The sequence below is a fragment of the Nitriliruptor sp. genome (assembly GCF_040882075.1).
Classification (GTDB): Bacteria; Actinomycetota; Nitriliruptoria; order Nitriliruptorales; family Nitriliruptoraceae; genus Nitriliruptor.
The window spans coordinates 14902-27450 of sequence record NZ_JBBEBZ010000211.1 but is presented as its reverse complement, the minus strand read 5'-3'; the positions used below and the strand labels follow the sequence as shown (position 1 = coordinate 27450).

Genomic DNA, 12549 nt, shown 5'->3' with positions numbered 1-12549 from the left:
ATGACCACCGCCTACCTCGCCGCCGAGGGCTTCGAACGGGAGCTCGACGAGGAGCTCGGCCGAGCCGGTGTCCCCATCGGTCTCCACCACGGCCGGCTCCGGGTCAGTGAGGGCCGGCCCGTCCACGCCGCCTGGGCAGCCAACACCTGGTGGGATGCGGAGATGATCACGGTGGGCTCGATCGGCGACGCCGCCGAGCAGCTGCGTGACCGGCAGCGCAACTGGGTGGCGTACCTGCCCGAACACCGCGGGCGGGCGCAGCTGATCGCCGACAAGCTGCCCCACGTCAGCGCTCGGCCTCTCGAGCTGGGACAGGTCGCACCCGACGCGCCGCTCGGTTCCTGGACCCTGCTCGAGCGGGACCTCGTGCTGGCCGCCACCAGCTGCTCGAGCCCCTTCCCGAACGGCGTGGCGAGGTTCGTCGAGGATCGGGTCGGTCCGCCGAGCCGCGCCTACCTCAAGCTGTGGGAGACGTTCGCGCGGCTACGGCGCCAACCGGGACCGGGGGAGCGCTGCCTCGACCTCGGTGCGGCTCCCGGCGGTTGGAGCTGGCTGCTCGCCCGCAACGGTGCCCACGTCACCGCCGTCGACCGGGCCCCGCTCGCCGACCAGGTCGACCGGCTCGCGAACGTGACGTTCCAGCGGGGCTCGGCGTTCAGCCTCGACCCGGCCGACGTCGACCCCGTCGACTGGTGGTGCAGCGACATCATCGCCTACCCCGAACGGCTGCTGGACCTGGTCACGCGGTGGCTCGGCTCGGGTCGGGTGCGCAACCTCGTCTGCACGGTCAAGTTCCAGGGAGCGACCGATCACGGTGTGGCCGAGCGCTTCGCCGCCCTGCCCGGCGCCCAGCTGTCCCACCTGTCCCAGAACAAGCACGAGCTGACCTGCGTCGTCCTCGACGCCACCTGATCGTCAGGCGGGGTTCGCCGGCTCCAGGAGCTCGGGGCCGTCGTTGCGCACGCTGTTGACCCGCGTCGAGATCGGTTCCGCGACCAGGTCGGGTGGACCGAGCGCGCGGACCGCCGCCTCGAGGTGGGGAGCGTCGTCAGGTGTCGCCGTCAGCCAGTCCTGCCACAGCTGACGGGGGAGGATCAGCGGCACGCGTTCGTGGATGCGTGTCAGGTCGCCGCGAGCGGCGGTCGTGACGATCGCGGCGGAGAACACCGGCGGCACCTCGCCCGTGTCCGGGTCGGGCGCCGCAGCCGGGTCGCGCCAGACCGTCCACACGCCCGCGAAGGCGAGCGGCACTCCCTCCGGATCGTGGAGGTGGTACGGCTGCTTCGTCCCGTCCTCGCGCACCTGCCACTCGTAGAAGCCGTCGGCCGGCAGCAGGCAGCGCCGTTGCTCGAAGGCGCTGGCGAACATCTTCGAGGTCGCGACCGACTCCAACCGGGCGTTGATCGGGGTCCGAGCGCCCTTGAGCTGCTTCGTCCAGTGGGGGACGAACCCCCACCGCATCGTGCCGAGCCGCCGGGTGTCCTCCCGCTCGATGACGGCGTACACGTCCAACGTCGGGGCGACGTTCCAACGCTGGGGGAGCGGTTCGGTGCGCACCTGGTCGACCTCGAACCGCTCGGCGAGCTGCTCGGGGTCGCTGAGGGACAGGTAGCGGCCGCACACCTCCGGGACGCTAGCGCTGCCGTTGCACGGCCGACTGCCCTCGCGGAGCCGCCCGCTGGACGGGCCCCGACCCGTCCGGGACCCTGTCCACGAGGACGGGTGGCCGGCCGCCCGGTGAGGCGTGCCGGGTGACGTGCTCGACCGTGCGAACCTCTACCGTTCCGCGGGTGCCGCTCGTACGGCACCGCCCCCGCCGAGGAGGATCTCCCGTGGCCACCGACGAGGACGCGCGCGCCGCGGCGCGCCGCATCGTCGAGCAGGTGCTCGCGAGCCAGGATGCGGCCCCCGGCGACGCGACCGAGGCCCGGACGACGGCGCCGGACACCGCTGCGGACGGGCCGACCTCGGACGTGGCCCGGGACGTCGTCGACGATGCGCTCGAGGAGCTCACCGGTGAGCTCGGCGTCGTCGGCAGCGAGGAGCGGGCCGAGGAGCTGGTCAGGGACGCGGTGGCGGCGATCGCCGTCGACGAGGGACTATCGGTCGAGGTCGCGCCGGACTCGGGTCGCGCCAGGGCCCGTGCGCTCGTCGCCGAGGTCCTCGCCGCCGACGAGCGAGGGACCGCCGATCCTCCCGGACCCCCCGATCCGCCACCTGCCGTGGCCGGTGCGCCACTGGACCGCGACGGGTCGAGCGAGCCCTCCACCGGTGGTGCGGAACTGATCGCCGACGACCCAGCCCCGGAGTCCGCGTCCCGCCTGCGTGCGCGCGAGCTGGTCGCCACGGTCCTCGCCGAGGACGAGCGTCGGCTCGCCGAGGAGCCGGCCCGGCAGGAGGACGCGGAACGCGCCGAGGCTGCAGCGGCGACCGAACGCCAGCGCCGCGAGGATGAGCAGCGTCGGCTCGCCGAGGCCCGCCGAGCAGAGGAGGAGCGGGCCGCCGCTGAGCGCGCCGAACGTGAACGCCGTGAACGCGAGCGGGAAGCCGAAGCCGAGCGGGAGCGGTGGGCGGACGCCGATCGGGACGTTGCCGGCCGGACCGTGCAGCTGTCCCGGCAGGACATCCCCGACGACGCGGTCCCGGATCACACCCGCCCCGTCCCGGATCACACCCGCCCCGTCCCGGTCGCTGACCACCCCGACGCCACCGCCCCGCTGTCGGTGGCCGAGCTCGCGGCCAGCGAACGCGCGGCGCTCGCCGGCAGGGCGGTGGACGAGACGGCTGAGGACGAGGTACCGATGACCGCCGAGGCCGCGGTCGCCACGGCCGAGCCCGTCGGAGCGACCGCCACGCGGCGCGCCACCGACGACCCGCGGCGGGAACCGACCCGGGCCCCCGACCTCGATGAGACGGGCGTGCTCGAGGCGACCATCGACGTCGGCGACCTACCGACCAGACCGCGGATCGGTCGCTGGCTGCTGGCATCCATCCTCGGTGCCGTCACCCTGGCCATCGTGTTCCCGCTGGCGATCCGCGCCCTGCTCCAGCTGGTCGCGCTCTCCTGACCTCCGCGCGACCGGTCGTGCGGGTCACGGCTCGTCGGCGCGGAGCTCGAGGGCGAGGGTCTGCTCGAGTTCGCGCAGCAGCTCGTCGACCAGCTGCACCCGGTCCTGGCTGGTCGGCGCTTCGAGCACCCGCTGCGCGTCGTAGGGGGTGAACGGGGCGATGACGGCGATCTGCCAGCTGGCGACGGCCGGGTCGTCCTCCAGATCGAAGGTCGCCGGCACGCCCTCACGGCCGAGCTCGGCGTGCATCGCGAGGACGCGCCGGAGCCGGTTCTCGGTCCCGTCCGGCAACGCCGCGGTCGAGCCGTCGGGGTCCGAGAACCCCTCGATCCGGGCGCGTGGGTAGGGATCGTCGGAGAGCCACTCGACCACCCGGAGGCGACGGATACCGACGCTCAGCAGCACGAAGCGGCCGTCGTCGAGCTCTTCGGCCGAGAGCACCCGGGCGACCGACCCGATGTCCGCCCGCTGGTCCCCACCGCCGACCTCGTGGCCCCGGGTGATGAGGGTGACGCCGAACTCGTGGTCACCGGCGAGCACGTCGTGGACGAGCGCGCGGTACCGCGGCTCGAAGACGTGCAGGGGGAGGACCATGTGGGGGTACAGCACGGTCCCGAGGGGGAACATCGGCAGCTCGGCCACTCGATCTCCGGACGTATCGCAGCGCCTCCGCGCGAGGTTCGACCCTATGGTGGTCGCCGATGGGTCCGCCATCCGGACGAGTGAGGAGCGCGAGCGGTGAGCAGACTGGACGGCCGTGCGGTCGACGACGCCTTGGCCGAGCTCAGCGGTTGGGAACGGGACGGTGACGCGATCGTGCGCGAGTTGCGCTTCGAGACGTTCCGCGACGCGATCGCGTTCATCGTCCGCGTCGCCGACGTCGCCGAGGCGGCCGACCACCACCCCGAGCTGGCCAACGTGTACTCGAAGGTGGAGGTTCGGCTCACCAGCCACGACGTCGGCGGCATCACCGACCGGGACGTCTCGCTGGCTCGCGCGATCGACGGGGTGGTCGCTGTCTGATCCACACGGCTAGGGTCCCGCGCCGCCGACGAAGCAGGGAGCGCGCGTGGAGGTCCGGGTCGACGGGAAGGTGGCGCTGGTCACCGGTGCCAGCCGGGGGATCGGCGAGGCCATCGTCCGTGAGCTGCTCGACGCCGGCGCCGAGGGTGTCGTCATCACCGGTCGGCGTGCCGAGACGCTCGAACCGCTCGCTGCCGACCTCGGCGACCGGGTGCTGCCGGTGGTCGGCAACGTCACCGACGAGGCGCACGCGGTCGAGGCGGTCGCTGCGGCGGTCGACGCGTTCGGATCGTGCGACCTGCTGGTCAACAACGCCGGCACCAACCCCGCCGCCGGCGCCATCACCGAGGTGGAGATGGGCGCGGTCGACAAGACCTGGGACGTCAACCTCCGCGCCCCGCTGGTCTGGGCGCGCGAAGCCTGGCGCGCATCGATGCAGGAACGCGGTGGCGCGATCGTGTCGATCGGATCGGTGGGTGGGCTCCAGCCGAGCCTGGCCATCGGTGCCTACAACGTCTCCAAGGCCGCGGTGCACCACCTGACCCGCCAGCTGGCGCTCGAGCTCGCTCCGGGGGTCCGGGTGAACGCGGTCGCGGCCGCCATCGTGCGCACGAAGCTGTCGGAGATGCTCTGGAGCTGGGACGAGGACGCCGTCGCCGCGGCGCACCCCCTGCAGCGGCTCGGCACGCCCGAGGACGTCGCTCGGTCGGTGGTGTTCTTGCTGTCCGACGCCTCGTCGTGGATCACCGGTGTGGTCCTGCCGGTCGACGGCGGGGTGACCGGAGCGACCTCGAACGTCCGGATCGGCTGACGCCTTCCGTCGCGCTGGGTCTCGGCTCAGCGCGTGGGAACGGCCACGTCGAGCTCGACCGGCTCGGGGACGTCGAGGCAGTCGAGGTCGGCCCCCACCGCCCGGAGGCCCGCACGGTCCCCGCCGCCGAGGACCACCGGGCCCGCACCGGGGTAGGTGTGCAGCAGCTGGGCCGGATCGTCGACGTGGGCCAGCCCGAGCACGTGGGCGAGCTCGTGCGTGACCGTCGAGCCCCAGGAGGTGGCGCGATCGTCGAACCCGGGGACGAGGTCGGTCCGGTCCGGGTTCAGCGCGATCTGGCCGGTCACGTAGACGCGTTCGCCGGGTGATCCGACGGCGACCGGTACGGCCACACCCCGGTCGACGTCGCGGAGGGGCAGGCTGCCGTGGCCGGGTCGGTGCCAGCCGACCAGGATCGGTGCCCACCGGGAGCGGTCACCGGCGGCCAACGTCGAGCGCCCCGCACCGGGGGCCTCGTCGCTGCTGCCCACGACGTCGAGGTCGAGACCGGACGCCTCCGCGAGCACCGATGCAGCCTGCTCGAGATCGGTGGTGAGCGCCTCGAGGGCGTACCCGTCGGGGGAGCCGACCTCGGACGCGACGATGACGATCGGCGAGCAGGGGTCCCACCGTACGGGGGTGCCGTCGGCGTTCCGGGCCCAGACCGCGTACCCGTCGCTCGATGCGCCGACCGGTGCCTGCGTCGCAGGTGCACCACCACGTGGGACCAGCAGGACCGCTGCGGCTGCGGCTGCGCCGAGCACCAGCGCCGCGACGACCAGCGCTGCGAGCGCACCGGCTCCGGCACCCGACGAGGCCGGTGGGGAGCTGTGCGGTGCCGTGTTCAGCTGGACGCGTCCCGGTCACCGGAGGGCACGCCGGCGTACCGCCGCTGCAGGGCCGAGGGAGCGAGGACGTCGTCGCCGTCGAGGGCGCGGCGGAACAGCGCGTGGTCCCGGTCGAGGTACTCGACGAGGTTCACCACCATCGTCTTCTCGTAGTACACGAACGCACCGGCGCTGAGGGCGGCGTCCTCCTCACGTTCGGCCGACAGCGCGGTCAGGATGGCGACCATCGTCCCGGGGGAGCGGGCGAGCACCGGCGCGATCAGGTCGACGCCCCACTCGGGCCCGAGCATCAGGTCCAGCAGCACCACGTCCGGGGTGTGCTCGGCGATGGCCTCGAGCGCGCCCTCTCCGTCACCGGCTTCCGCGACGACCTCGTACCGACCGGAGCGACGCAGGGTCAGCTCGAGGATGCGGCGGATACCGGGCTCGTCGTCGACGACGACGACGCGGACGGGGTCCGGGGTGGGTTCTGACACGTGGGTTCCCTCTGCAGCCAGTTCCGCCGACGCATCGACGGTCGGTGTGTGGGGGTGGTCGGATGGCCACCAGCGTACGCGGCCGACGGCCACCGCACCGGCCCCACTCAGCTGGACGACCTACCGACCGGTTCGGACGCTCGGTCGGTCTCCCCGTCGTCCCGGCCGACGACCGGCAGGCTCAGGGTGAAGCGGCTGCCCTCGCCGGGTCGGCTGGTGCCGAAGAGCGAGCCACCCATCGCCTCGGCGAGCGCGCGGCTGATGAACAGCCCGAGACCCGTCCCCGCCGCCCGGGCCGAGGCCGCCCCGCGGTCGAACTGACCGAAGACGTGCTCGAGGTCCTGCTCCGACAGCCCCTCGCCGCGGTCGGCGATGGTGACGTCGACGCAGCCGGTGTCCGTGTGCGAGACCACGTGGATCCCCGGGTCGCGGGCGTACTTGAAGGCGTTGGCGAGCAGGTTGGTCACGACCTGCTCGACGCGTCCGGCGTCGCCGTGGACCATCGGCAGCTCGGCCGGGTAGGTGATCTCGATCCGGCCCCGGTCGGCGAACAGGGTGGTGGCGCGTTCGAGCGGGACGCGTAGGTCCATCGGCGCGTTGGTGAGCTCGAGCGGCCGATCGGCGTCGAGCCGTGCGAGGTCGAGGAACTGCTGCACGAGCCGCTGCAGCGTCCCCACGGCCTGACGCATCAGGGGGACCGTCGCGGTGACCTCCTCGACGGTCGCGTCCGGATCGAGCAGGTCGAGCGCTCCGAGCAGCATCGCGAGCGGGGTCTGCATGTCGTGGCTGAGGTAGGCCAGGAACTCGCGCTTGGCCTCGGCGATGGCGACCCGGTGGAGGGCCTCCTCCCGTTCCCGCTGCCGGAACGTCAGATCCTCGAGCAGGATGTTGATGGCCGCGCCGACCACCGCGAACGGCTCGCTGCGGGTCGGGTCGACCGCGATCCGGACATCGCGCCCCACCGAGGCGCGCGAGAGCGCATCGATGAGGTCGTCGAGTGTCGGCACGCGGCCGACGTCGCCGACGATCTCGCGCTGCCCCTCCTCCCGTGCGCTCACGAGCTGTTGGCGGCGAGGTACTCGCGCGCCTCCTGCTCGGTGGCGAAGGCCTCGCCGCGGACACCTGTCCCCTTGCGGAACATGGTGATGATCAGCGCCACCTCGGGGCTGGCGTTGAACCAGGCGATCACGGCTTCGTCACGGTGCCCGAGGAAGAAGTCGGCCCACCCCTGACGCCAACCGGCATCGATCGAGGCGATCTCGGTGCAGTCGACCAGGAGGCGGAAGCGACCGGCGGGGGCATCCTCGAGCCAGCGTTCGAAGTCCCCGGTCAGCTGTTCGGCCTCGGGACTCCCGGCTGCGGCCGCTTCGTCCACGAAGTGCAGCAGACCCTCACGGGTCTGCTCGTCCCAGACGAGTTCGGCGGCCCCGAGCCGTGACGTGCGCACCCCCACCGTCCCGACCTCCACGTCCGTGAACCGTCTCCTCGTTGCGGGCGCCGAGCGTCGACACCCGCAGGGGGACGGTAACCGGTGCGGGGCGCGGTCCGCACCGCTGGGTGAGCTCCGCGCCTAAGGTCCTGGCCCGTCCAGGTGGCCGCGACGCCCCGGCGGGCCGGGACCGACAGCGAGGCGGACGTGTGGACCTGACCTGGCACACCCTCGGGGACGTCCGCGTCCCGAGGATGAGCTTCGGGGCGTCGGACGGTCGCCCCCTCCTGCTGCTACCGGGGTTGACCGACGGTCTGGCGCCCATCACCGACCTCCGTGCGCGTGCGCAGCTCTCCGACCCGCCCGAGGACCTGCTCGCCGGGCACCTGGTCCACGTGGTCTCGCACCGTGTCCCGACCACCCCGACGCTGACGACCCGGACCCTCGCGTTGGACGCGGCGACGCTGCTCGAGGAGCTCGTCGACCGCCCCGCCGTCATCATCGGACACTCGATGGGGGCGATGGTGGCCCAGCACCTCGCCACCGACCGACCCGAACTGGTCGCCGCGCTGGTGCTCTCCTGCACCGTCGGGCGCGCCGACGACGGGTTCCGGGAGGCGCTCTCGCGCTGGGAGGTGATGGTGCGTGCCGGGCGCTGGCGTGAGTTCTTCGCCGACGCCATCGATCGCTCCTACACCGGCAGCGACCGGCTGCGACGGCGCGTGGCCCAGCGCGTCCTGCCGGTCGAGCCGCCCGCCGACGAGCTGCGCGACCGCCACCTCGCTCTCAGCGACGCGTGCCTGGCGCACGCCGCGCTCGACCGGCTCGACGCCGTGACCGCACCCGCGCTGATCCTGGCCGGAGCGCGCGACGAGATCACCGGGCCGCACCACGCGCACGAGCTCGCGGAGGCCCTGCCGGCAGCGACCGCGGAGGTCTGGGACGGGCTCGGGCACGGCCTGCCCGAACAGGCACGCGACCGCTTCGCCCGCCGTGTCCGCCGGTTCCTGGAGGAGCTCTAGGTGGCTCGCCCCGACGATCGTGCCCGCAGCTGGTGGGGGTGGGGCTACGCCGACCAGCAGCTCGACGACGCCACCGTGACCGGGCTCGGACAGGTCCTCGAGGCGCGCTTCGGCGTCCGGCCGGGCGCGCCCGACGTCCCCGTCGATCCAGGCTCCGTCCCGTTGCCGGCCCCGCGTGTCGAGCTGCCCGCTGCTCTCGCGGAGCTCGGCAGCGTGGACGGCGAGGACCGGCTGCGTCACGGGCACGGCAACGCCTACCGGGACGTCGTCCGTGCCCTGCACGGCGACGTGCCGACCGTCCCCGACGTGGTGGTCCGGCCACGTGACGGGGACGACGTGGCTCGGGTCCTCGACTGGTGCGGCGAGGCCGAGGTGGTCTGCGTCCCGTTCGGAGGCGGCACCTCCGTCGTCGGTGGGGTCACCCCGCCGCCCGGCCCGGCCGTCAGCCTCGACCTGACCGGTCTGGACCGCGTGCTCGAGGTCGACGAGGTGTCCGGCGCCGCGCGGATCCAGGGCGGCGCGCTCGGACCGGTCATCGCCGACCAGCTCCGGCCCCAGGGCTGGACCCTGCGTCACTTCCCGCAGAGCTGGGAGTTCTCGACCCTGGGCGGCTGGATCGTCACCCGCGCCGGCGGGCACTTCGCCACCGGTCCGACCCACATCGACGACCTCGTCGAGTCCATCACCGCGGTCACCCCCGCGGGCCTGTGGAGTTCGCGCCGTCTGCCGGCCTCCGGCGCGGGCCCGTCACCGGATCGGGTGCTGCTCGGCAGCGAGGGCACCCTCGGGGTGGTCACCGAGGCGTGGGTGCGCATCCAACGTCGACCGCGATCCCGGGCACAGGCCACGGTCGCCTTCGCCACAGAAGCGGCGGCGCTGGCGGGGGTCCGCGCGCTCCTGCAGGACGGGCTGCAGCCCGCGAACTGCCGGCTGCTCGACCCCGTCGAGGCTGCCCTGTCCGGTGCCGGTGACCCCGCAGCGACCCGCACGGTCCTGGTGCTCGGCTTCGAGGCCCCCGAAGCACCGCTCGACGCACGTCTCGAGCGCGCGCTGACGCTGCTCCGCGACCACGGCGCCGAGGTCGTCGCCGGTCCGACCACCCGCCACGGCGACCAGACCGGCACCGCCGAGGGTGGTGCCGGAGCGTGGCGCTCCGCTTTCCTGCGGGCGCCCTACCTGCGTGACGGCATGGCTCGGCTCGGCGCGGTGGCGGAGACCTTCGAGACCGCGACGACCTGGGACCGTGCCGCCGACACCATCGCCACCCTGCGCGAGACGGCGCAGCGTGCGGCCGAGGAGGTGTGCGGTCACGCGTTGGTCGCGGTCCGCACCACCCACGCCTACGTCGACGGGATCGCGCCCTACCTGACGGTGATCGCCCCGGGCCCGGCGGGTCGGTGGGCAGCGACCGACCCGCGCGACCGCGTCGCCCGGGGCCGCGCAGCCGCGGCGGCGTGGGACGAGGTCAAGATCGCCGTCGGCGAGGCGTTGGACCGGCTCGGTGCCACCGCGACCCACCACCACGCGGTCGGTCGCGACCACCGGCCGGTCTACGACCGCCAACGTCCGGCCCCGTTCGCCGCGGCGTTCACCGCCGCACGGGACGCCGTCGACCCGCGCGGGGTCCTGAACCCGGGTGTGCTGCTCGCCCCTCGGCCGGGGAGCGTCGGCGCCGCTGCGCTGGCTGACCCCGCACGCTGACGGCCGGTTCGGAGCTGCCCGCACCGGCACCTAAGGTCGCAGCTGTGACCTCGCTCGTGATCGTGACCGGCGGGTCCGCCGGTATCGGGCGGGCCCTGCTCGCCCACGCCCCGGAGGGCGCCAGCCGGATCGACGTGAGTCGTCGTGGCTGCGACCTGCCCGGCGTCGAGCACGTCCCCGCGGACCTCGCCGATCCGAGCGGGTGGGCGACCGTGGCCGACGTGCTCGCCGACCGCATCCGTGCCGCCGAGGTCGACCGCATCACCATCGTGCTCAACGCGGGGGTGATCGAACCGATCGGACCGGCAGGTCGGGTCGATGCGGACGGGTACACCCGCAGCGTCCTGCTCAACGGTGCCGCGCCGCAGGTGCTCGGTCACCGCCTGCTCGCGGCGCTGGTCGACCACCCGGCCGAGCGCCGCGAGCTGGTGCTGATCTCGTCGGGGGCGGCCCGGACGGCGTACCCAGGGTGGTCGGCGTACGGGGCGGCCAAGGCCGCGACCGACCACTGGGCGCGGACCGTCGCGGCCGAGCAGGACGGGGCGGATCGGCCCGTCCGCGTCCTCGCCGTCGCGCCAGGTGTGGTCGCCACGGACATGCAGGTGGCCATCCGGGCCACCGACGCGGCGGACTTCCCGAACGTCGACCGCTTCCGGGACCTGCACGCCTCCGGCGAACTGGCCGATCCCGACGACGTGGCCGCCCGGCTGTGGCGACGGCTCGACGATCCGGGCGCCGGCCCCGTCACCGACCTGCGCGACGCCTGACGTCGTCCCACCCGATCCGCGGCGCAGCTGCCGCGTCAGCGAGGAGCTGTCCGTGTCCGGTCCGTTGTCCGGGATCCGCGTCGTCGAGATGTCGGCCCTGGGGCCTGCGCCGTACGGCGTCATGCTGCTCGCCGACCTCGGTGCCGACGTGGTCCGTATCGACCGCGCCTCCGGTGGTCAGGTCAAGGTCGGCTTCGAGGCCACGATGGCCGGCCTGTCACGCGGCCGACGTTCGATCGCCGTCGACCTCAAGACCGACGAAGGGCGCGACCTCGTGCACCAGTTGGTCCGTCGGGCGGACGTCTTCGTGGAGGGCTGGCGCCCCGGCGTGGCGGAACGCCTCGGGCTCGGCCCCGACGAGTTGCTGGCCGACAACCCCCGTCTGGTCTACGCGCGCACCACCGGTTGGGGCCAGGACGGTCCGTTGGCGCCGACCGCCGGTCACGACATCGGGTACGCCGCGATCGCCGGCACGCTGCACACCGTGGGGCGCGCCGACCAGCCTCCTCCGCCGCCGGTGAACTACCTCGCTGACTTCGGGGGTGGCGGCACGTTCCTGGCCATCGGGGTGTTGGCGGCGCTCGTCGAGCGTGATCGTTCGGGCGAGGGCCAGGTGATCGACACCGCGATGGTCGACGGTGCCGCCTCGCAGACAGCGTTCCTGCACGGGCTGCTGGCGATGGGGGCGTGGGTCGACGAGCGCGAGTCGAACCTGCTGGACGGGGCCGCGCCGTTCTACGACACCTACGCCTGCGCTGACGGGCGGTTCCTGGCCGTCGGCGCCATCGAACCGCAGTTCTTCCTGGCCTTCTGCGAGGGGATCGGGGTCGACCCCAGCGAGTTCCCGCAGCAGGATCGAGCGAGCTGGCCCGACCAGAAGCGGCGCATCGCTGCGATCATCGCGACCCGGACGCGCGACGAGTGGGCCGCCACCTTCGACGGCACCGATGCGTGCGTCGCCCCGGTGCTGTCCCTCGCCGAAGCGCCGAAGCACCCGCACAACGTCGCCCGCGAGGCGTTCGTCGACGTCGGCGGCCAGCCCCAGCCCGCGCCGGCTCCGCGCTTCTCGCGGACGCCGGGGGCGGTCGAGCGCCCGGCGCCCACGCACGGTGCGGACACCGATGACGTGCTCACCGAGCTCGGACTCGACGCGGACGCGATCGCCGAGCTACGGGACGCGGGGATCGTGGCCGGCTGACGGCCGCACCCGCGACGACGCCGTCGCGGGTGCGCAGGGGCGGCCTCAGGCCGCCGCCTGCTCCTCGTCGGTGCCGTCGCCGTCGCCACCGCCGCCACCGCCACCGCCGTCGTCGGTCGTCCCGCCGTCGGTGCCGCCGCCGTCGGTCGTCCCGCCGTCGGTCGTCCCGCCGTCGGTCGTCCCGCCGTCGGTCGTCCCGCCGTCGG

General features: G+C 73.8%; 14 protein-coding genes. 8 read left to right on the top strand and 6 right to left on the bottom strand.

From position 1 onward, the window contains the following. On the top strand, positions 1 to 912 hold the full coding sequence (locus WEB03_RS15400; RefSeq protein WP_368071804.1) for an SAM-dependent methyltransferase: 912 nt from the start codon (positions 1 to 3) through the stop codon (positions 910 to 912). Between the two features lie 3 nt (positions 913 to 915). Here WEB03_RS15400 and WEB03_RS15395 read toward each other — a convergent pair whose 3' ends face one another. Beyond that, on the bottom strand, positions 916 to 1623 hold the full coding sequence (locus WEB03_RS15395; protein ID WP_368071803.1) for an SOS response-associated peptidase: 708 nt from the start codon (positions 1621 to 1623) through the stop codon (positions 916 to 918). Positions 1624 to 1832: 209 nt separating this feature from the next. Here WEB03_RS15395 and WEB03_RS15390 point away from each other — a divergent pair, with 209 nt between their 5' ends. Continuing rightward, positions 1833 to 3068 carry a hypothetical protein gene (locus WEB03_RS15390; RefSeq protein WP_368071802.1) on the top strand — a complete coding sequence of 412 codons (1236 nt, stop codon included), beginning with the start codon at positions 1833 to 1835 and terminating at the stop codon, positions 3066 to 3068. A gap of 24 nt (positions 3069 to 3092) precedes the next feature. On the opposite strand, the gene WEB03_RS15385 is transcribed toward WEB03_RS15390, so the two are convergent. Next, positions 3093 to 3710, bottom strand: a complete 618-nt coding sequence (locus WEB03_RS15385) for an LON peptidase substrate-binding domain-containing protein (RefSeq protein WP_368071801.1) — start codon at positions 3708 to 3710, stop codon at positions 3093 to 3095. A gap of 96 nt (positions 3711 to 3806) precedes the next feature. On the opposite strand from WEB03_RS15385, the gene WEB03_RS15380 reads away from it, so the two are divergent. After that, positions 3807 to 4091, top strand: coding sequence for a 4a-hydroxytetrahydrobiopterin dehydratase (locus WEB03_RS15380; RefSeq protein ID WP_368071800.1), 285 nt, complete (start codon positions 3807 to 3809; stop codon positions 4089 to 4091). Positions 4092 to 4137: 46 nt separating this feature from the next. Further along, complete coding sequence (locus WEB03_RS15375) at positions 4138 to 4902, top strand: SDR family oxidoreductase (RefSeq protein ID WP_368071799.1); 765 nt, start codon at positions 4138 to 4140, stop codon at positions 4900 to 4902. A gap of 26 nt (positions 4903 to 4928) precedes the next feature. Here the strand turns inward: WEB03_RS15375 and WEB03_RS15370 are convergent, their stop codons facing one another. The 4 genes from WEB03_RS15370 to WEB03_RS15355 all read right to left on the bottom strand — a co-directional run bounded on the left by WEB03_RS15370 (position 4929) and on the right by WEB03_RS15355 (position 7679). Continuing rightward, a complete protein-coding gene (locus tag WEB03_RS15370) occupies positions 4929 to 5666 on the bottom strand; it encodes a hypothetical protein (RefSeq protein WP_368071798.1) in 738 nt (245 codons plus the stop codon). An 80-nt stretch (positions 5667 to 5746) separates the two neighbouring features. Continuing rightward, a complete protein-coding gene (locus tag WEB03_RS15365) occupies positions 5747 to 6226 on the bottom strand; it encodes a response regulator transcription factor (protein ID WP_368071797.1) in 480 nt (159 codons plus the stop codon). A 107-nt stretch (positions 6227 to 6333) separates the two neighbouring features. Then, positions 6334 to 7284 (bottom strand): sensor histidine kinase, encoded by a 951-nt coding sequence (locus WEB03_RS15360; RefSeq protein WP_368071796.1) that lies wholly within the window; start codon positions 7282 to 7284, stop codon positions 6334 to 6336. Then, positions 7281 to 7679 (bottom strand): hypothetical protein, encoded by a 399-nt coding sequence (locus WEB03_RS15355; RefSeq protein ID WP_368071795.1) that lies wholly within the window; start codon positions 7677 to 7679, stop codon positions 7281 to 7283. Before WEB03_RS15355 ends, WEB03_RS15360 begins: the two co-directional genes overlap by 4 nt. A gap of 185 nt (positions 7680 to 7864) precedes the next feature. Here WEB03_RS15355 and WEB03_RS15350 point away from each other — a divergent pair, with 185 nt between their 5' ends. From WEB03_RS15350 to WEB03_RS15335, 4 genes are read left to right on the top strand one after another with little or no spacing between them, the layout of a single operon-like run. Beyond that, entirely contained in the window at positions 7865 to 8677 is an 813-nt protein-coding gene (locus WEB03_RS15350; protein ID WP_368071794.1) for an alpha/beta fold hydrolase, read from the top strand. Further along, the gene (locus tag WEB03_RS15345; protein ID WP_368071793.1) at positions 8678 to 10378 is read left to right on the top strand and encodes an FAD-binding oxidoreductase; all 1701 of its coding nucleotides are present in this window, start codon (positions 8678 to 8680) and stop codon (positions 10376 to 10378) included. A 44-nt stretch (positions 10379 to 10422) separates the two neighbouring features. Then, positions 10423 to 11145, top strand: a complete 723-nt coding sequence (locus WEB03_RS15340) for an SDR family NAD(P)-dependent oxidoreductase (RefSeq protein ID WP_368071792.1) — start codon at positions 10423 to 10425, stop codon at positions 11143 to 11145. A gap of 52 nt (positions 11146 to 11197) precedes the next feature. After that, entirely contained in the window at positions 11198 to 12343 is a 1146-nt protein-coding gene (locus tag WEB03_RS15335) for a CaiB/BaiF CoA transferase family protein (RefSeq protein ID WP_368071791.1), read from the top strand. Positions 12344 to 12549: the final 206 nt, after the last annotated feature.

What these genes read in the sequence shown, in the direction of transcription:
- WEB03_RS15400 (WP_368071804.1), top strand. Translation starts at nt 1, where the DNA reads ATGACCACCGCCTACCTCGCCGCCGAGGGCTTCGAACGGGAGCTCGAC.